The sequence below is a fragment of the Microbispora sp. H11081 genome, from assembly GCF_012999535.1.
Classification (GTDB): domain Bacteria; phylum Actinomycetota; class Actinomycetes; order Streptosporangiales; family Streptosporangiaceae; genus Microbispora.
On record NZ_JABBWV010000011.1, the window covers coordinates 66,439 to 84,583 of the forward strand.

Here is an 18,145-nt window from a genome sequence, read left to right on the forward strand (position 1 = left end):
CACGGCCATCGCCTCCTGGCGGCCCCCCGACCGGGGAGAACCCCCCGGTCGGGGGCCAGTAGGCTGCGGAATCGTGCTCATCCTGCTGCCACCGTCGGAAGGGAAGGCCGAGCGGGGGACCTCCACCGTCCGCCGGCTCAGCTTCCCCGACCTCGCGTCCCCGCGTGAGAAGGTCCTCGACGCCCTCGTCACGCTCTGCCGCTCCTCCGACGCGCAGGCCGTGCTCGGCCTTTCGGACGGGCAGACCGGCGAGATCGAGCGCAACCTGGCGCTGCCCACGGCGCGCACGCTGCCCGTCTCCGCCCTCTACACGGGCGTGCTGTACGACAACCTCGGCCTGGCCACCCTCTCCCCCGAGGCGCGGCGGCGGGCGGACCGCAGGATCGTCGTGTTCTCGGCGCTGTGGGGCCTGCTGCGCCCCTCCGACCGCGTGCCGCCGTACCGGCTGTCCATGGGCGTACGGCTGCCGCCGATGGGCGGCCTTGCCGCGTTCTGGCGGCCGTCGATCAGCGCCGTGCTCGACGCGACGAAGGGTCTCGTGGTGGACATGCGGTCCGCGACGTACGCAGCCGCCTGGCAGCCCGGCGAACGCGGCGTGGCCGTACGGGTGCTGAGAGAGGCGGCAGGAAGACGGACCGTCGTCAGCCACATGGCGAAGGCCACCAGGGGCGCGGTCGCCCGCTCGCTCGTCGAGACCCCCGACCGGCCCCGCACGGCCGGCGACCTCGCCGACCTGCTCACCAGCCTGGGGCACCGGGTGGAGCCCGGCGTGTCCGCCGGCCGGGGACGGCCGCGGACCCTCGACGTGATCGTGGACGAGTGAGTCAGACGTTGAGCCGGGAGCAGGCCCGGCGGTAGTGCTGTCCCGGGTCGCCGAGGTGCGACCAGGGCAGTCTGCTGAAGCGGCCGTCGGTCCTGGCCAGGTGGCCGCGCGCCGGACGCCGCAGGTCCGACAGATAGAACGCGGCGCCGAAGACGTTGTGCGCCTCGATCGCCCGTGGGTGCGCCCCGCCGAGGCGGCGCTCCGACCAGTGGGCGGAGGCGGAGACGATCTCGCGTTGCACCTCGAAGGAGAACCAGCCGCCCCGCGACATGGGCGTGCGCCCCGCGGCGACGATCTCGAAGTGGGCCAGCGGCACGAGCGCGGGCAGCGGGCTGCCCTCGGGGGCGTGCCTGGCGGCCGAGCGGGCGAAGGCGAGCATCTCCTGGGCGGTGCCGCCCCAGCCCGGCGACAGTGTGATCAGACGGGCCACCGCCCCCGAGTACAGCGTCGGCCAGCGGCGGGAGCACTCGTACCAGACCGCGTCCTTGTCGCCGCGTGGCCGGTCCAGCCCGACGGCCAGCCACATCAGGCACTCCCACGGCACGGGGTCGCCGGGCGCGAACGCCGCGGCCCGCAGCAGCGGCTCCCTGGCCTGCTCCATCGCCGACTGGTAGGCGCGCAGCCGGTCCGCCTGCACCGCTCTGGCCCGTACGTCGGGCCGCAGTTCCCAGGCCTCCTCCAGGCGGGCCCTGCCGAGCCACAGCCAGAGGTCGGGATTGCCCTGGTCGTAGGCGAGCAGCGTCTCGATCGACCGGCTCGCCCCCATGACGGCCCGCGACAGCGCCTCCACCCGGAGCGACCGCTTCTCCGGATCGCCCCTGCTGTCCGCGAGGACGGCCGCGGCCGGTCCGAGGTCGCCCCGGCAGACGGCCTCGACCGCCCTGTCGAGCATGATGTCCGCCCACGGGCGGTCCGGGATCACGCGTGGCCCCCGAGCACGTGCCCGATCCACTTCGATCACTCCCATGAGGCGGGAGCCTAGGAGCGCCGACCTTCCTGTGGCGCTACCGCGAGGTTACGGCGGTGTAAACGTAATCGTCCCCCCGGCCGAATGCGGCCGGGGGGACGATCGACGTCGTGCGTCAGTCCAGGTAGTCGCGCAGCACCTGGGAACGCGAGGGGTGGCGCAGCTTCGACATCGTCTTGGACTCGATCTGGCGGATCCGCTCCCGGGTCACGCCGTAGACCTTCCCGATCTCGTCGAGGGTCTTCGGCTGACCGTCGGTGAGACCGAACCGCATGGACACCACGCCCGCCTCCCGCTCCGACAGCGTGTCGAGAACGGAGTGCAACTGCTCCTGCAGCAACGTGAAGCTGACGGCGTCGGCCGGGACGATGGCCTCGGAGTCCTCGATGAGGTCGCCGAACTCGCTGTCGCCCTCCTCACCCAGCGGAGTGTGCAGGGAGATCGGCTCGCGGCCGTACTTCTGCACCTCTATGACCTTCTCGGGCGTCATGTCCAGCTCGCGGGCCAGCTCCTCCGGAGTGGGCTCGCGGCCGAGGTCCTGCAGCATCTGCCGCTGGACGCGGGCCAGCTTGTTGATCACTTCGACCATGTGGACCGGGATGCGGATGGTCCGCGCCTGGTCGGCCATGGCCCGGGTGATCGCCTGCCGGATCCACCACGTGGCGTACGTCGAGAACTTGTAGCCCTTGGTGTAGTCGAACTTCTCGACGGCGCGGATCAGACCGAGGTTGCCCTCCTGGATCAGGTCCAGGAACAGCATGCCGCGGCCGGTGTACCGCTTGGCCAGCGAGACCACGAGGCGGAGGTTGGCCTCCAGCAGGTGGTTCTTCGCGCGGTGGCCGTCCTCGGCGATCCACTCCAGCTCGGCGCGGACGTCGACGGGCAGGTTGTCGGCCTCCTGGCCGAGCTGCTCCTCGGCGAACAGGCCGGCCTCGATCCGCTTGGCGAGCTCGACCTCCTGCTCGGCGTTGAGGAGCGGCACCTTGCCGATCTGCTTGAGGTAGTCCTTCACCGGGTCGGCGGTGGCGCCTGCCGCCGCGACCTGGGCGACGGGCGCGTCGTCGTCGTCGTCGGTGAGGATCAGCACCTCGTCCTCGGACTGGACGAGCACCTCGGCCTTGGGCTCCTCGCCCTCGGCCTCCGCCTCGGGTTCCGTCTCGGTCTCCTCGGTCTCCGCCTCGGCCTCGATCTCGACGTCCTCGACCTCGATGTCGAAGTCCTCGATGTCGACGTCGGCCTCGAGGTCGATGTCCTCGTCGTCCTCGGCGATGTCAGCCGACTTCGGCTTGGTGTCGGCCTTGGGCGCCTTGGCCTCGGGCCCCGAGGAGGGGGCCTCCGGCTTGGCGGGCGCGGCCTTCTTCGGCGGAGCCGGCTTGGCAGGAGCCTTGGCCGCGGCCGGCTTGGCGGCGGACGCGGGCTTGGCCGGGGCAGGCCTCTTCGCCTGCGGCTTGGCGGCCGGCGCGGAGTCGGTGACCACGGCGGTCACCGTCTCCGGCTGCGACTCCTTGGCCGCCGCGGACTTGGTGGTCTTCTTGACGGGCGCGGTGGTGCGGCGCTTGGCTTGACCTCGAGAACGCTTGGGAGCCGCGGAGTCGGCGGCCGTCACCACGACGGTCACACCCTCCTTGCTGAGGCTGCGCAGGAATCCAGCGGCTTGCGACATCGGGATGTCCGCTTCCTCGAAGGCCTTGCGGACATCCTCGGACTCGAGGAAACCCTGCGAGCGCCCACGCTCGAGGAGCTGCTGAATCACTGGCTCGTTCAGCTCCGACGGCTTCGAGCGAGTCGAACTTGCAGGCGACACGAACACCTCTCGAACGAACGCATGGCGGGAATGGACCCAGGTGCTTCTTCTTTTCCGGCGGTGAGGTCGCGCAGACCGCGACATGCCATTGTGGCACGCCACGACACGTGATACGGCCGCGTCCCGCCGGGTTGCCCCTCCACCCTAGGCCGACCTAGACACTAGTGCGTACGGAAGGAGGTCACTGATACCCGAAAGCAACCGTTATGACTGTTTCATTCAGTCACTCTTCGTGGCCGGTGGGACGTGGACCGCGAGGACCGTTACATCATCGTCCTGTTCATACCCGGACAGCATGTGGTCCACCAGGAAATCGAGCAGCATATTCGGACTGTTCAGCACCTCCTCGGGTGCCTCGGCCACAACGGACGAAAGCTCCCTGAGTCCGGCGTCCAGCCCGCGCTTGCGGTTCTCCACCAGGCCATCCGAGTACAGGACGGCGGTGTGACCCGGCGGCACGCGGAACCTGCCCTGCTTGCGGCTCGTGGCCCAGCCGAGCGGGGTGCCCGGCTCGCTCTCGTGCAGCAGGCCGACGCCCTGCGGCGAGACCAGCAGCGGTGGCGGGTGACCGGCCAGGGCCAGCGTGCCCTCCCCGGTCCCCGGCTCGACGACCATGTACGCGAGGGTCGTGACCTGCTCCTCCTCCTCGGTCGCCTCGAAGACGCGGTCGAGTCCGGTCAGCACCGCCGCCGGCGGCGGGTTCGTCAGCGCGAGCGCCCGCATGGCGTTGCGGATCCTGCCCATGCCCGCGGCGGCCTTGACGCCCTTGCCCATGACGTCGCCCACCACCGCCGCCACCCGGCCGTCCTGCAGGACGAACGCGTCGTACCAGTCGCCGCCGACCTGCACGTGGCGTGAGCCGGAGCGGAAACGGTAGGCCAGCATGAGGCCGCGCACCACCGGCAGACGCTCGGGCAGCAGGCTGCGCTGCAGCGTCTCGGCCGTCTTGTGCTCCCGCTCGAACAGCGTGGCCCGCTCGACCGCGAGGGCGCACTGTCCCGCCAGCGCCTCCAGGAAGACGCCGTCCTCCTGCGAGATCTTCTGGGTCCGGGTGAACGAGAACCGCAGCGCGCCGAGCGCCCGCCCGGCCGCGAGCAGCGGCAGGCCCACCCAGGCCCGCTCGTCCGTCTTCGCCAGGAAGCCGGAGATCCGCGCCTCTTCCGCGCCGGCCTCGACGAGCTGGGCGCGCAGGCTGTCGGGCGACTCGGCGAAGAGCGGGCGGCGGCTGTTGACCGCCATCGTCATCACGTTGGGCTGCGCGAGGTCGATGTCCTCACCCGGGGCGTCCGGGGTGCCGCCGCTGTTGATCACCTTCAGCGTGCCCCGGTCAGGGTCGAGCAGGGCGACGGACGAGTGGTCGGCGGCGAGCGCCGTACGGCCGACGTCGATGATGACCTGCACCACCTGCTCGACCGTGAGCGCCTCGGCGAGCTGCGCGGTCGCGCCCTGGAGGCGGGCGGTGCGCAGCGCGGCGGCGCCGAGCTGGTCGGTGAGGCGGCCGCGCATCTCCTCGGCCTCGCGCTGCGGCGTGACGTCGGTGTTGGCCCCGACCCACTCCACCACGCGGCCGTGCCTGACGATCGGCACGGCCCTGACCTCGAAGTGCCGGTAGCCGCTGGCCCGGGTGCGCACCCGGTAGCTCCACTCGAACATCGTCCGGCCGCGCAGCGCCTCGCGCCACGCCTCCTCGGTGCCTGGCCGGTCGTCGGGATGCACCGCGTCCAGCCAGCCGTGCGCGAGGTACTCCTCCAGGCCCTGGCCCGTGATGGCCCGCCACTGGGGCGCGTCCTCGACGACGGAGCCGCTGGGCGAGCTGATCCACACCAGCTGCTGCTGCGACTCCACGAGCGAGCGGTAGCGCTCCTCGCTGCGCTCCAGCACCTCTTCGTTCTGCTGCCGCTCGGTCACGTCGACCCCGAAGAGCGCGGTCCCGATCACGCCGTCGTCGCCGTGCATGGGGAAGAACGACACCGTCCAGTGGCGGCTGTCGCCGTTCTCCGCGCGGGTCCTGATCCGCTGGTCGGTGATCGGCAGCGCCTCGCCGGCGATCCGGCCCAGCGCCGCCTCGATCAGGGTGGTCAGGTCGGCCGGCAGCAGCTCGGCCGGGCGGCGGTCAAGATGCAGCTCGACAGGGTGGCCGGTCAGCTCGGTAAAGGTGGAGTTGACCCGGACGAAACACCCATCCGGATCGAAAAACGCGAAGGCGAACGGCGCCTCCGACATCAGGCCTCTGAAGAGGTCGGAGTCTGATATGTCCAAACCGGGCTCCCGGGGCCGGGGCACGGAGGTTTCGGCGCTCATGGTCGGCACCTCCGTCGCGTGCCAGCGTCTCCCACGAGGCACATCTCCATAACTGTGATTGGTAGCGCAGATCTGCCCTACATCATGGGCGATCGGCATACGCGGACGGAAGCCCCGCCCGCCATGCGGTCAACGCATCCTGTCAAAGACCGGTGCCTCGCGGAGGAACATCCGGCCTACTTCTTGGCCGCCCGCTTCGCTTCCTGCTTGGTCGCGCGGACCAGCCGCAGGGTCTCGGCGTCCACGACGTCGGCCACCGACCGGTGCACCCCCTCCTCGCCGTACGGCCCGGCCGCCTCACGCCAGCCGTCCGGGCGCACGCCGCACTGTTTGCCCAGCAGGGCCAGGAAGATCTGGGCCTTCTGCCGGCCGAATCCGGGGAGAGCCAGCAGCCGGCGCAGCAGCTCGGCCGAGTCGCGCACATCCTCCCATACCTTCTCGGCCGTGCCGTCGTAGTGCTCAACGAGATACGCCGCGAGCGCCTGGACGCGGGCAGCCATCGCCTTCGGATACCGGTGAACGGCGGGCGCCGCCGCGAACAGTGCCGCGAACTGGTCAGGATCATAGGAGGCGATCTCACGCGCGTCCAGGTCATGGCCGAGCCGGGAGACGATCACGCGCGGTCCCGCGAAGGCCCGCTCAAGCGGCACCTGCTGGTCGAGCAGCATGCCGACGAGCAGCGCGAGAGGGCTGCGGCCGAGCAGCTCGTCGGCCTCGGGATCCTGAGCGAGCCGGATACGCATGGGTCAAGCTTCCCACGCGGTGGCCCGCCAAGGGTTGACACCGCCGGGGAAAGAGGTGGAATAAAGGGCGGCAGGTCCCCATTCAGCGAGGAATGCAGTCCATGCCCGTACTCGCAGCACGAATCAGTGGCGGCCCATCACCGGAGCCGGGTCTCCGTGAACCGGCGGATCTGGTGTCCGAACGTCTGGCCGCGGAATTCCTGACCGTCCCCCTGTCCACCGTGTCCCGTTGCGTCGCCGACGCCTGGGCGTGCGGCGAGCACCTGGGCCTCGACGTCACACCGGAGATCGCCGAGCGGGTCGCCAGGGAACGCCTCCTGGGTCTCGTCAACTCGGCGCCGCCTTCCCGGAGGTGAGGCGGCGCACGACGTCCCGCACGGCCGTCGCCCCGTGCCGCCCCGGCCCGCAAGGCTGGAGCGGCAGATAACGGGGAAGTCACCGCACCGTGTTCCTGATGCCGTTCACGGCGGGAATGCGAGAGGGTGGTGACCGTGAGCGAGCGGAGCGAGATCTCGTGAGTCGCCGGCGCCGACGTGATCCCCGGGAGACCCAGCCGCCGGACGACGTGTTCGCGGAGATGCTGCTGGCTGCGAGGGAGCTGCTCGCCGTGCGCAGTCCGCTCGACGCGGAGCTCATGGTCTCCGACATGCTCGGCGCCTGGTGGGGCAGGCGGCTGCGCGGCGGCGACGTGGAGCAGATCCTCGGCGAGGGCCTGGTGGACTACGCCGCCAAGGCGGGCACGCCGGCCGCCCTCACCCTGCTCGTCTCCGTCGCCTACCTCGGCACCGCCCGTCAGGCGGCCAAGGCGGAGGGCGCGGCGCTCGCGCTGATGGAGTCCGACGTCGCGAGGCCCGGCTGGGCCGACCGCGTCGGCGCCGTGAAACCCACCGGCTGCTACGTCTCCAGGGACGTGTACGGCGACCAGGACACCGTGGTGTGCACCTTCGCCTACAACGGCGAGGACCGGCACGCGCTGGTCGTGGTCGTCGACTACAACATGGGCGGCATGGCCCGCGACGCGTGGGTGTCGTCCCACGTCGACAAGCTGCTGGAGCAGGCCAGGCTGGAGGCGGCGGGCAACGCGCTGCTGCGCTTCGAGGAACTGGAGCCGCAGCAGGCGCGGGCGCTGCTGGAGTTCGCCATGAAGGCCACGGGGACCGCCGCGCACGGCCGCACCGGCCCGAAGCCGGTGAGCGACAGCTACAGCGCCTACCACGCCTTCGCGCGGGCGCGCATCAAGGCACTGCCGCCCGGCCGGATGCGGCCCGCTCCCGCCCACACGGAGGCGCCCTACAGCCGCGACCGCCGCGCGATGCTGGCGGCCGAGTTCCTCGCCTCGGACGCGGCGGAGAACCTCTCCGACCCCTCGGCCGCCTCCCGGTGCGCCGACCACATCATCGACTACGGCTGCGACCAGGACTTCGGCCGGCCGATGCGGGTGAGCCCGACCAAGTGCGAGACGTTCCTGCTCGACTGGCTGCCGCGCAAGGTCCTGCTCACCCCGGCGGAGCAGGACGCGATGCCGCACGTGCTGTCCGCGTGGGTACGTTTCGCCGGCCCCCGGATCGGGCTGCCCGAGGAGGGCGTGCGGGCCACGCTGGACGCGGTCTGGGAGGCGACCGCCCGGTTCACCGAGGCCTACCGGGACCCGGCCACGTTCGGGCTCGACCGCTCTCTCGTGGAACGGCTGCTGCCGGACGGCGACCTGTCCGCGCTGGCCAGGCGCGCGTTCGCGTTCCCCTTACTGCAGGGCATGCGCGGGTCGACCAACCTCGACCTGCTGAACCCGGCGGACGAGGCCGACCGGCGCATCCTGCTGGAGATCGACCACGCCGGCGAGCTGGGCCGTACGGACCTGGAGGAGCACCTCGCCTGGCACGAGGAGATCGCCGGGCGGCTGTGGGCGGGCGACCCGCCGCAGCTGTGGGACGCCGCCCAGCGCCTGATCGACCTGGGGCACGACCGGCACGACGTGCTGCACGTCCTCATCGAGATCGCCGAGCGGATCGGCGACCACCCGGGCGAACTGGCCGCCGCCCTGGACGACATCGCCGACATCCCCGACGAACCCCCCACCTGACGTTCCTCCCGCGCCGGGCGGCCCCGCCGTTCAGGAGGCGTAGCCGATGTCCTCGTACCTGAGGTCGTGGAACCCGTTGGCGCCGACGTTGGCGAGCGCGGACCGCACGGCCACGCCCTGCGGGCACTGGTAGAGCGGCAGCACGTTGGCCTTCTTCCAGACCAGCCGGTCGGCCTCGTTGAGCAGGCCGGGCACCTTCGCGGTGTCGAGCGTGCTGCCCGCGCGGTACATCGCCTCGTCGATCTGCTTGCTGCCGCTGCGCGCGATGTTGGCGTACCACTCGGTGTCGTCGCCCCGGCCGCCGCTCTCGCCGTCGGCGTAGATGTCGAAGGCGCTCGAGATGGGGTACGGCGTGCTCGGGTATGCGAACGCGGTGATGTCGAAGTCGCCGGGGATGAGGTGCTTGCCGAAGAAGTCGTCGAAGGACACCTTGCGCACGTCGACCCGGATGCCGACGCGCTGCAGCATCTGCCGGGCGGCGTCGGCCTCGACGCCGCTCATGACGATCCCGTCGGGGACGACGAAGCGCAGCGTGAGCGGCTTGCCGTTCTTCACGCGCGTCTTGCCCGACATCGTCCAGCCCGCCTGGTCGAGCAGCCGCCCGGCCCGGCCCGGGTCGTACGCTCCGATCTCCGCGGCGTTGGCCCGGTAGCCCTGCTGGGTGTTCATCAGGAAGTGGTTGTCCAGCGTGACGGCCGGCCAGCCGAGGCCCTTCAGGTCCGCCTGCATGAGCCCGCGGCGGTCGAGCGCCGCCGCGACGGCCTCGCGCACCCGCGCGTCGGCCAGGACCGGGCTCTCCCCGTTGAGGGTGATCTGGCGGTACTGGGTGCCCGCGGCCTGCCGTACGACGGCGTCCCACGCCTCCCTGACCCGCGCGTAGTCGGTGGGGGCCGGCCCCACCTCGAAGACGTCCACGTCCCCCTTGGTGAACGCGTGGACCATCTGGTCGGGCCGCACGGCCCGGAACACGATGCCGTCCAGCTTCGCCCGGTTGCCCCACCAGGCGGGGTTGCGGGTGAGCGTGACCGTCCTGCCCTTGACGTCGAGGCGATCCACCTTGAACGGCCCCGCGGTCACCGGGATGCGGTTGATCCAGTCGGAGTCGAACGCCGCGGCGGTGGCGTTGGTGGTGCTGGGATACAGCGGCGTGAACAGCGCCTGCCACTCGTTGAACGGCTGCGCGAGGGTGACCACCACCTCACGGTCGCTAGCCCCCCGTGCCACGCTCTGGATGTTCTCGTACGCGATGGCCGAGTCGACCCGGTAGTCGCGGTCGCGGCCGCTCATGGCCTTCCACTGCGCGGCGAAGTCCGTCCAGGTGATCGGCCTGCCGTCCGACCACTTCGCCTTGGGGTTGATCGAGTAGGTGATGACCTGTCGAGGGGAGGTGGCGGTGATCCTGGCGTTGGTCACGTAGTCGGTGTCGATGGTCAGCCGTCCCCGCGCGTCGGAACGGAACGTGCGCGGCATCAGCGCGTCCGTCACGACCTTGACGGCGGTGGTGTCGCCGTCGACGTGGTTGCGGTTCCACTGGGACGGGAAGTCGGTGAGGCCCCACCGGAGCGTGCCGCCGTCCTTGACCTTCTCCCGCGCCAGCGGGTTGATGTCGTAGGCCTTGACCGGGGAGGGGGCGAGCCCCGTGTCCGGTTCACCCGGCCCCAGCTGCGCGGCGCAGGCGCCGACGGACCACAGAGCGGCCAGGGCGGCCAGGGCAACCGGCCATCGTGCTCTCACGTGTCTCTCCGATCCTCCCGGCTACCCTACGCTGTCGATTAGTAGCAGGAAGTGACGGCAGTCGGCCATCGGGACACGCGCCCTGGGGATTCCCCTACGGGATCAGGACAACTCGTCCACCGCGCTGCGCACGTCGTCGCTGGTGATCGTCGTCAGCTCGGCGGCGTTCGCCGACCCCTGCGCGGCGAGGCGGACGTCGCGCCGCAGCGCGGCCCGCTCGTACAGGGACCGGGCGAAGCGGCCGTTGCCCAGCCCGTCGATGAGCCCCTCGCGGCAGACCCAGCCGAAGACGTCCGCGAGGTCGCGCGCGGCGGAGGCGTCGAACCTGTCGCCGCTCCGCGCGGCGAGCATCTCCGCGATCTCGGTCAGCTCGGACGGCGAGTAGGAGGGGAACGACACGCGCTGGTTGAACCGGGAGGCAAGGCCGGGGTTGGTCGCCAGGAACGCGTCCATCTCGCGCTCGTAGCCCGCCAGGATGACGACCAGACGGTCGCGGTCGTCCTCCGCGCGCTTCAGCAGCGTCTGCACCGCCTCCGCCCCGAAGGCGTCGCCGCCCGAGTAGCCGGTGTTGACCAGGCTGTACGCCTCGTCGATGAACAGTACGCCGCCGAGCGCGCGGTCGACCAGCTCGTTGGTCTTGATCGCGGTCGCGCCCAGGTGCTGGCCGACCAGGTCGGCCCGCGACGCCTCGACCACGTCGGGCCTGGCCAGCAGGCCGAGCGCGGAGAAGATCCGGCCGAGGATCCGCGCGACGGTCGTCTTGCCGGTGCCCGGCGGGCCGACGAACACGATGTGCCGCATCTGCGACTGGACCGGCAGGCCCTGCTCCTGCCGCATCCTGGCCACCTTGAGCTGGGCGGTGATCGCGTGGACCTGCCGCTTGACCGGTTCGAGGCCGGCCATCCTGTCGAGGTCCGCGAGCGCCTCGTCCAGGGTCGGGGTGACCTGGTAACCGCGGTATCGCGCGGTGATCTCGTTGAACGCCTTGGTCACGTCGTCGGCGGTGACGGTGACCAGGTCCTCGCCGCGCGGCGCTCCGCCCGCGCTCACCACGCGCACGTCGCGGGCCTGCGCGGCGGCCTCGGCGAGGCTGCGGGCGAAGCGCGCGTTGCCGAGGTCGTCGACGAGCACCCGGCGGTGCACGTCCTCGAACAGCCGGCGCAGCACGGGACGCGCCTCGGGATCGAGCCGGTCTCCCCGGCGCTCCTGCAGCGCCTCGGTGATCTCCAGCAGCTCCGCCGGGCTGTAGCTGGGGAAGCGCACCCGGGTGGCGAAGCGGCTCGACAGCCCGGGGTTGGACGCGAGGAAGTCGTTCATCTCCCGCTCGTAGCCGGCCAGGATGACGATGAGCCTGTCACGGTCGTCCTCGGCCCGCTTGAGCAGCGTCTGCACGGCCTCCGCGCCGAACCGGTCGGGCTGGCCGTCGCCGGAGTTGACGAGGCCGTACGCCTCGTCCACGAAGAGCACCCCGCCGAGCGCGCGGTCGATGAGCTCGTTGGTCTTGATGGCCGTGGCCCCCAGGTACTCCCCCACGAGGTCGGCCCGCTGCGCCTCCACCACGAACGGCGTCTCCAGCAGCCCGAACGCGTAGAAGATCTTGGCGAGCGACCGGGCGACGCTGGTCTTGCCGGTGCCGGGAGGGCCGACGAACACGAAGTGGCGCATCGGCCGCTCGTTGGTGTAGCCCGCCTCCCTGCGCAGCCGGGCCGCCTCAATCGACGCGGCGATGGCGCGCACCTGCTCCTTGACCGGCTCAAGGCCGATCATGGACTCCAGTTCCGCGAGCGCCTGCTCGACCGTGATCGGCGGCGGGGCGCCGGTCTCCGCCGCCGCGGGCTGGTGGCCGCCCGCCCTGGCGCGCACCCGCACCTGGCTCTCCGCGCCCGCCGCCTCCCGCTCGGCCTCCGCCCGCACCTTGCGGGCCAGCACCAGGCGGTAGAGGAGCACCGCGGCGGCCACGCCGTACGCGCCCCACAGGGCGGCGGTCGGCGACAGCGTCGACACCGACAGCGCGACGACCCCGGCGGGCGCGAGGGCCATCAGCGTCGTCAGCCACGGCGGCACCCACCGGATCAGGTGGGCGGCGCCACCGGTCAGCGCGCCGAGCAGCATCAGCAGGCCGGGCGCGAGCGACTGCCCGCCGAAGACGGCCATGAACAGCGGCAGCAGCAGGCCCCACCCGGCGAGCACGAGCACGGTCGCGGCGGCACGCGGATAGCTGAGGGCCAGCCCGAGGAAGCACAGCGCCAGGAACGTGTAGATGAACGTGGGCATCAGCGACCAGTTCAGCGCCGCGGCCGCTCCCATGGTGGCGATCAGCAGCACCACGAACAGCGCGCGTCGCGTGAACGGCGAAAGCCGGAAATAGCGGAAGCGCACCTGTTCGAACAGATCACGGGCCGCAGTCCGGTTTAAGAGGCTCGCCGCCCGTGCCTTGTCGGAGTCCCGCATCGACGCCTCCCCGCTTCGACCCCGGTTATACCGCACGTGCGCGCGGATTGGGTGGACCCTTGCGGCACGTCGGACGACCCACGTCGCCGCACCCCGCCTGATCACCTGGAGCGATGCGGATCCGGCGATATGTTCCCCACATCCCCGGAAGGCCTGAGAGATCCGCTTCCCATGGCCTAAGCTGCCACGCATGTTCCAGCGGGCCGGAATTTTCGGGCAGGAGCACTGAGCGGTACATGATCATGGTTTCTGTCGGGCCCGCCACCGCCCCCGCCGCGGACACCCGGCGCGGGCAAGGGGCGAGCCGGTGGTCGGTGCTCGTGCTCCTGTGCTTCAGCCTGCTCCTGATCGCGGTCGACGCGACCGTGCTGCACATCGCCGTCCCCGCGCTCACCGCGGCGCTGGAGCCGTCGTCCGTGCAGCTGTTGTGGATCATCGACGTCTACTCGCTGGTCGTCGCGCCGCTGCTGGTCACGTTCGGCACCCTGGGCGACCGGTACGGCAGGCGGCCGTTCGTGCTCGGCGGCTACGTGGTGTTCGGCCTGGCCTCGCTGTCGGCGGCGTTCGCCGCCACCCCGCTGTCGCTCATCGTCTCGCGGGCGTTCCTCGGCATCGGGGGCGCGATGATCATGCCGGCCACGCTCTCGATCATCCGGCAGGTGTTCACCGACCGGCGTGAGCGGGCGATCGCCCTCGGCGTGTGGAGCGCCGTCGCCGCCGCGGGCGCGGCCGTCGGGCCGCTGATCGGCGGCGTCCTCGTCGAGCATCTGTGGTGGGGCGCGGTCTTCCTCGTCAACGTGCCGCTGCTGCTGGTCGCGCTGCCACTCGCCGTACGGATCCTGCCGGCCTCGCCACGGCGGGCCGAGCATCCCTGGGACGCGCTGAGCGCGGCGCTGTCCACCGCGGGCATCCTGGCCGTCGCGTTCGGGCTGAAGGAGGCGGGATCGGGGCACCTGCTGGGGCGCGGGCCCGCGCTCGCCGTCCTCCTGGCCGGCGCCGCGCTGCTCGTCTGGTTCGTACGGCGGCAGCGGAGGCTCCGCTCCCCCCTGCTCGACGTCGGGCTGTTCGCCCAGCGCGGCTTCGCGATCGGCGTTGGCTGCGTGCTGCTGGCGATCTTCGCGCTGGTCGGGCTGGAACTGATGCTGGCGCAGTATCTCCAGCTCGTGCTGGGGCTGTCGCCCCTGCAGGCCGCCGTGCGGATGCTGCCGCTCATGGTCGCGGCCATCGCGGGCGGCCTGACCGCCGCGCACGTGCTGGGCCGGATCGGGCTGCGTGCGACGGTCGGCGGCGGTCTCGCCCTCACCGCGCTGTCCCTCACCCCGGTGCTGAGCTGGGGCACCGAGCAGCATCCTGTGATGCTGACCATCTGTTTCGTCGGCATCGGATTCGGCGTCGAGGTCGCCCTTTTGGCGGCGTCCGACACGATCATGGCGTCGGCGCCCGAGGCCCGGGCGGGCGGCGCCGCCGCGATCGAGGAGACGGCCTACGAGCTCGGAGCGGGCCTCGGCATCGCCGTCCTCGGGACGATCACCACGATCGTGTACGCCCCCTCGCTCGGGGCCGTCCCCGGGATCCCGGCCGGGCTCATGGCCCAGGCCAGGGAGTCGCTCGCCTCGGCCGCGCACGTGGCGGGAGAGGCCGGCGCGGCCGGAGCCGCGCTGCTGGACTCCGCCCGCGTGGCCTTCGTCACCGCCCTGCACTCCACCGTCGTCGTCAGCGTGGCGCTGCTCGCGCTCACCTCGCTGGCGGTCGCCCTGCTGCTGCCCCGGCACACTCCCACCCATTGCGGCGCCGACGAGGAGGAGCCCGGCGGTGTCCGGGACCGGACCGGCCTGGCATGACGGCGGCGCACGCGGGAAGAGTCCGGGCAAGTCATCCCCCACCCCCCAGGATGAGAGTCCGTGAAGAGAACCCTGCACGACCTCGCCTCGCTGGCCGCCCGCATGGGCGTCGGCGGGATCTTCTTCGCCAACGGCTGGCAGAAGCTCGAAGCCGGCCTCAACGCCACGGCCGACCAGTTCACCGCGCTGCAGGCCCCGCTGCCCCACGTGTGGGCGCCGGTGACCATGCTGACCGAACTGGTGGGCGGCACGCTGCTGATCGCGGGCCTCGCCGTGCCGGTCGTAGGACTGCTGCTGTTCGCCGAGGCCCTCGCGGTGTTCGTGCTCACGGCCGGCGACACCGGCCTGCCGCTCACCGGGGGCGACATCGAGCTGATCGTGGCGCTCGGGGCCGCGTCCGTGCTGCTGGCCGTCAACGGCGCGGGCCGCGTCTCGGCCGACCACATGGTGGTGATCAAACGACGTGAGGCGGAGGCGGCCGGCGAGTTCGCCGCCGACGCCGAGGCCGACGCCGTCATCGCGGCGCTGCGCCCGCCCCGTCCAGGCGGGCCCGGTGAGCCCGGTGATCCCGGCCCGGACGGGTCCCACCAGGGACGGCCCCCCGCCGTCCCGCAGGGAGCCGATCACTCCTCCGGGGATCGGCCGTCCTCGCCCGGGGCGCCGGAGCCGCCCAGGTCCGCCGTCGCCGACACCGCCTCCACCACTCCCGGTGCCCCTGCCACCCGCGCCAACCGCGCCACGCCCGGGACGGCCGCGGACGCGCCCGGCGATGAGACCACGGCCGCGACGGTACGCAGGGCCGCGCCGAAGCAGCGGCGTACGCGCCGGGACGACGACACCACCACGGAGAGCCGGGCCGAGGCTCCCCCGGCCCGCTGAGAAGCCCAGGGGCGCCCCTCGGCGCGGATCAGGCCGCGCCGTCGGTCTCCGCGCGCGCCGCAGAGACCGTGGGCGCTGTGGTCGCTGTGGTCGCTGTGGGCGCTACGGGCACTGCGGCCGGCCGCGCGGCGGCGCGCAGGCCGGCTCGCCGGGGGACGGCGCCCTGGATCACCGCGATGCCCAGCAGCACCACCAGCGCCCCGGCGGGCTGGTTCCAGGTCAGGTGCTCGCCGAGGAAGACCACGCCGGAGACGACGGCGAACACCGGGATCAGATAGGTGACGGCCGAGGTGGTCGTCACCCCCACCTTCCGCTGGATGTCGTACAGCAGCAGGTAGGCGATGCCGGTGCCGAACGCGCCCAGCGCGAGGAGACTGCCCCAGACCGTGAGAGGGACGTCGATCCTGATCAGGCTCACCCCGGCGAGCGGCGTGATCACGGCGAGCTCGGCCGTCCCTGCGACCAACTGCGCGGCCGCCAGCACCACCGGCTCCTCCCCCCGTGGGGTGATGAACCTGCCCATGTACGCCCCGCCCACGCCGTAGCAGGCGGCGGCGCCGAAGCAGGCCAGGCTGCCGATGGCCGTGCCCCCGGAGATCGGCTGCCACACGCCGAGCACCACCATCACGCCGGCGAAGCCGAGGCCGAGCCCGGTCACCCTGGCGGCCGTGACCTTCTCGCTGCGCAGGAGCAGCGCGAACAGCAGCGTGCACAGCGGCGTAGTGGCGTTCCAGATCGCCGCCACGACGGAGGAGACGTACTGCTCCCCGTACCCGAAGAGCGTGAACGGCACCGTGGTCAGCACGACGGAGGCGACCGCGAAGTGGCCCCACAGCCGCGGGTCGCGGGGCAGCCGGCGGCCGGTCGCGAGCACCGCGACGAGCAGGGTCAGCGCTCCGACGGCCAACCGGAGGAAGGAGATCTGGAGGGGATGGAGGCTCCCGAGCGCCACCTTGATGAAGAAGAAGCTGTTGCCCCAGATGAGCGCCAACAGGATGAAGGACGGAAGCCACCGTCGCATATGCGTAATTCCCTCCGCAGATGTGCCGGTAAGGAGCGTAGTGCGGCATGGCACATTAACGGGAGCGGTTTTCCGCCCTGACGGGATCAGCGCTCAGGCGAGAGCGGCAGGCACAGGAGGAAACGCGCGCCACGCGGGCTGTCCATGATCGTCAGGCTGCCCCCGTGACTCTCGGCGATCTGCCTGGCGATGGGCAGACCGAGGCCAGGACCCCCGGCGTTCCTGCTGCGGGCCGTGTCGAGCCTGGCGAAGCGCTGGAAGACGAACTCGCGCTGGTCCCGCGCGATGCCGGTGCCGTCGTCGATCACCTCAAGGACCGCCATGCCGGAGCGGAAGCGGGGGTCGCCGTTGGGCGCGTCCTCCCGCCGGACCCGCAGCCGTACGGTGGACGCGGCGTACCGCTCGGCGTTGTCGAGCAGGTGGGCGACCAGGCGGCCCAGCCGGATGCGGTCCCCTCTGACGATCACCCCGGGGTCGAGATCGGGGAGGACCTTCCTGACCGGGCGGCGTGCGTCCAGCTCGGCGGCGACGAGCCCGCTCAGGTCCAGCGGCTCGCGCTCGCAGGGCGCGCCCGCGTCCAGACGGGCGAGCGTCAGCAGGTCGGTGGCGATCGCCTGCAGCCGGTCGAGGCTCTTCAGCACGGCCTGCCCGATCTCCTTCAGGTCGGACTCCTGCGGCGCGAGGAGCGCGCCCTCCACCTGCGCGCGGATCGCGGTGAGCGGGCTGCGCAGCTCGTGGGACGCGTCGGAGGTGAAGCGCCGTTGCTGTTCGAGCGTCTCCTCCAGCCGGTCCAGCGTGCAGTTGACGCTCTGCGCGAGGTCGCGGATCTCCCCTTTGGCCCTCGGGACCGGCACCCGCCGCCCGAGGTCCGAGGCGTTGATCTCGTCGAGCTCGGCCCGGATCGCGCGCACCGGTACGAGCGCCCGCTCGACGCTGCGATGGACGCCGTACGCGAGGGCGGCCGTGACGAGCACCGACGCCACGGCCAGGCCGGCCACCAGGCCCGGCATCACCTCGAAGGCCTGGGCCGGCGCGGCGCTGTAGACGGTCCAGTCCCCGTCCTCGCGGTAGACCTGCTGCGCCACCACGAGGTGGCATCGGCCCGGGGCGAACACACCACCGCAGACCTTCCGCGAGGCCTTGCGGAGCGGCGGCTCGGGGCGGAAGGTCGCCATGGCGGGCTTTCCCGCGATGTCCGGCGTCGCGGCCCGCACCCCGCCCCGCGGGTCCACCACCTGGATCGGCCGGTCGCGCGCGGAGGGTTGATCGTACGGCAGGACGCTCTCGAGCTGCCCGCGGTCCACGAGGTAGGCGACCCGCGCGCCGGCCGCCGTCACGTCCTTCGCGAGGTTGTCGCCGGCCGTCGTGTACAGCGCCCACATCAGGGCGATCGAGAACCCGACGCACAGCAGGGCCACGACCGTGCCGGTGAACAGCACGACCTGGCGCTTGACCGGCCATCGCTCCCCGAGACCCACGTGATCGCCCACCTATGACGCCG

Annotated in this window: 13 protein-coding genes; 5 read left to right on the plus strand and 8 right to left on the minus strand. The window is 71.9% G+C overall.

Going from position 1 to position 18,145, the window contains the following annotated elements; all coding sequences use genetic code 11:
• Positions 1 to 73: 73 nt before the first annotated feature.
• Entirely contained in the window at positions 74 to 823 is a 750-nt protein-coding gene (locus HHX31_RS24545) for a YaaA family protein (RefSeq protein WP_169950716.1), read from the plus strand.
• Between the two features lies 1 nt (position 824).
• Here the strand turns inward: HHX31_RS24545 and HHX31_RS24550 are convergent, their stop codons facing one another.
• The 4 genes from HHX31_RS24550 to HHX31_RS24565 all read right to left on the minus strand — a co-directional run bounded on the left by HHX31_RS24550 (position 825) and on the right by HHX31_RS24565 (position 6,638).
• Positions 825 to 1,745 carry a hypothetical protein gene (locus tag HHX31_RS24550; protein WP_311932216.1) on the minus strand — a complete coding sequence of 307 codons (921 nt, stop codon included), beginning with the start codon at positions 1,743 to 1,745 and terminating at the stop codon, positions 825 to 827.
• Positions 1,746 to 1,905: 160 nt separating this feature from the next.
• On the minus strand, positions 1,906 to 3,594 hold the full coding sequence (locus HHX31_RS24555; protein ID WP_311932217.1) for an RNA polymerase sigma factor: 1,689 nt from the start codon (positions 3,592 to 3,594) through the stop codon (positions 1,906 to 1,908).
• 219 nt (positions 3,595 to 3,813) lie between these two features.
• Entirely contained in the window at positions 3,814 to 5,895 is a 2,082-nt protein-coding gene (locus HHX31_RS24560; protein ID WP_169950719.1) for a SpoIIE family protein phosphatase, read from the minus strand.
• Between the two features lie 176 nt (positions 5,896 to 6,071).
• The gene (locus HHX31_RS24565) at positions 6,072 to 6,638 is read right to left on the minus strand and encodes an HhH-GPD-type base excision DNA repair protein (RefSeq protein ID WP_169950720.1); all 567 of its coding nucleotides are present in this window, start codon (positions 6,636 to 6,638) and stop codon (positions 6,072 to 6,074) included.
• A gap of 173 nt (positions 6,639 to 6,811) precedes the next feature.
• Between HHX31_RS24565 and HHX31_RS24570 the strand changes: the two genes are divergently transcribed.
• Together HHX31_RS24570 and HHX31_RS24575 are read left to right on the plus strand one after the other, a co-directional pair.
• Positions 6,812 to 6,994 carry a hypothetical protein gene (locus HHX31_RS24570; protein ID WP_396711589.1) on the plus strand — a complete coding sequence of 61 codons (183 nt, stop codon included), beginning with the start codon at positions 6,812 to 6,814 and terminating at the stop codon, positions 6,992 to 6,994.
• Positions 6,995 to 7,215: 221 nt separating this feature from the next.
• Positions 7,216 to 8,718 (plus strand): hypothetical protein, encoded by a 1,503-nt coding sequence (locus HHX31_RS24575; RefSeq protein WP_169950825.1) that lies wholly within the window; start codon positions 7,216 to 7,218, stop codon positions 8,716 to 8,718.
• Between the two features lie 30 nt (positions 8,719 to 8,748).
• On the opposite strand, the gene HHX31_RS24580 is transcribed toward HHX31_RS24575, so the two are convergent.
• Both HHX31_RS24580 and HHX31_RS24585 read right to left on the minus strand, forming a co-directional pair.
• The gene (locus HHX31_RS24580; protein WP_169950722.1) at positions 8,749 to 10,452 is read right to left on the minus strand and encodes an ABC transporter family substrate-binding protein; all 1,704 of its coding nucleotides are present in this window, start codon (positions 10,450 to 10,452) and stop codon (positions 8,749 to 8,751) included.
• A 102-nt stretch (positions 10,453 to 10,554) separates the two neighbouring features.
• Positions 10,555 to 12,903: an AAA family ATPase gene (locus tag HHX31_RS24585; protein ID WP_169950723.1), complete on the minus strand. Its 2,349-nt coding sequence runs from the start codon at positions 12,901 to 12,903 to the stop codon at positions 10,555 to 10,557.
• 236 nt (positions 12,904 to 13,139) lie between these two features.
• Here HHX31_RS24585 and HHX31_RS24590 point away from each other — a divergent pair, with 236 nt between their 5' ends.
• Both HHX31_RS24590 and HHX31_RS24595 read left to right on the plus strand, forming a co-directional pair.
• Positions 13,140 to 14,744, plus strand: coding sequence for an MFS transporter (locus HHX31_RS24590; RefSeq protein WP_169950724.1), 1,605 nt, complete (start codon positions 13,140 to 13,142; stop codon positions 14,742 to 14,744).
• Between the two features lie 60 nt (positions 14,745 to 14,804).
• Entirely contained in the window at positions 14,805 to 15,623 is an 819-nt protein-coding gene (locus HHX31_RS24595) for a DoxX family protein (RefSeq protein WP_169950725.1), read from the plus strand.
• 28 nt (positions 15,624 to 15,651) lie between these two features.
• On the opposite strand, the gene HHX31_RS24600 is transcribed toward HHX31_RS24595, so the two are convergent.
• Both HHX31_RS24600 and HHX31_RS24605 read right to left on the minus strand, forming a co-directional pair.
• Positions 15,652 to 16,644: a DMT family transporter gene (locus HHX31_RS24600; RefSeq protein WP_169950726.1), complete on the minus strand. Its 993-nt coding sequence runs from the start codon at positions 16,642 to 16,644 to the stop codon at positions 15,652 to 15,654.
• An 86-nt stretch (positions 16,645 to 16,730) separates the two neighbouring features.
• Positions 16,731 to 18,122: an ATP-binding protein gene (locus HHX31_RS24605; protein WP_311932218.1), complete on the minus strand. Its 1,392-nt coding sequence runs from the start codon at positions 18,120 to 18,122 to the stop codon at positions 16,731 to 16,733.
• Positions 18,123 to 18,145: the final 23 nt, after the last annotated feature.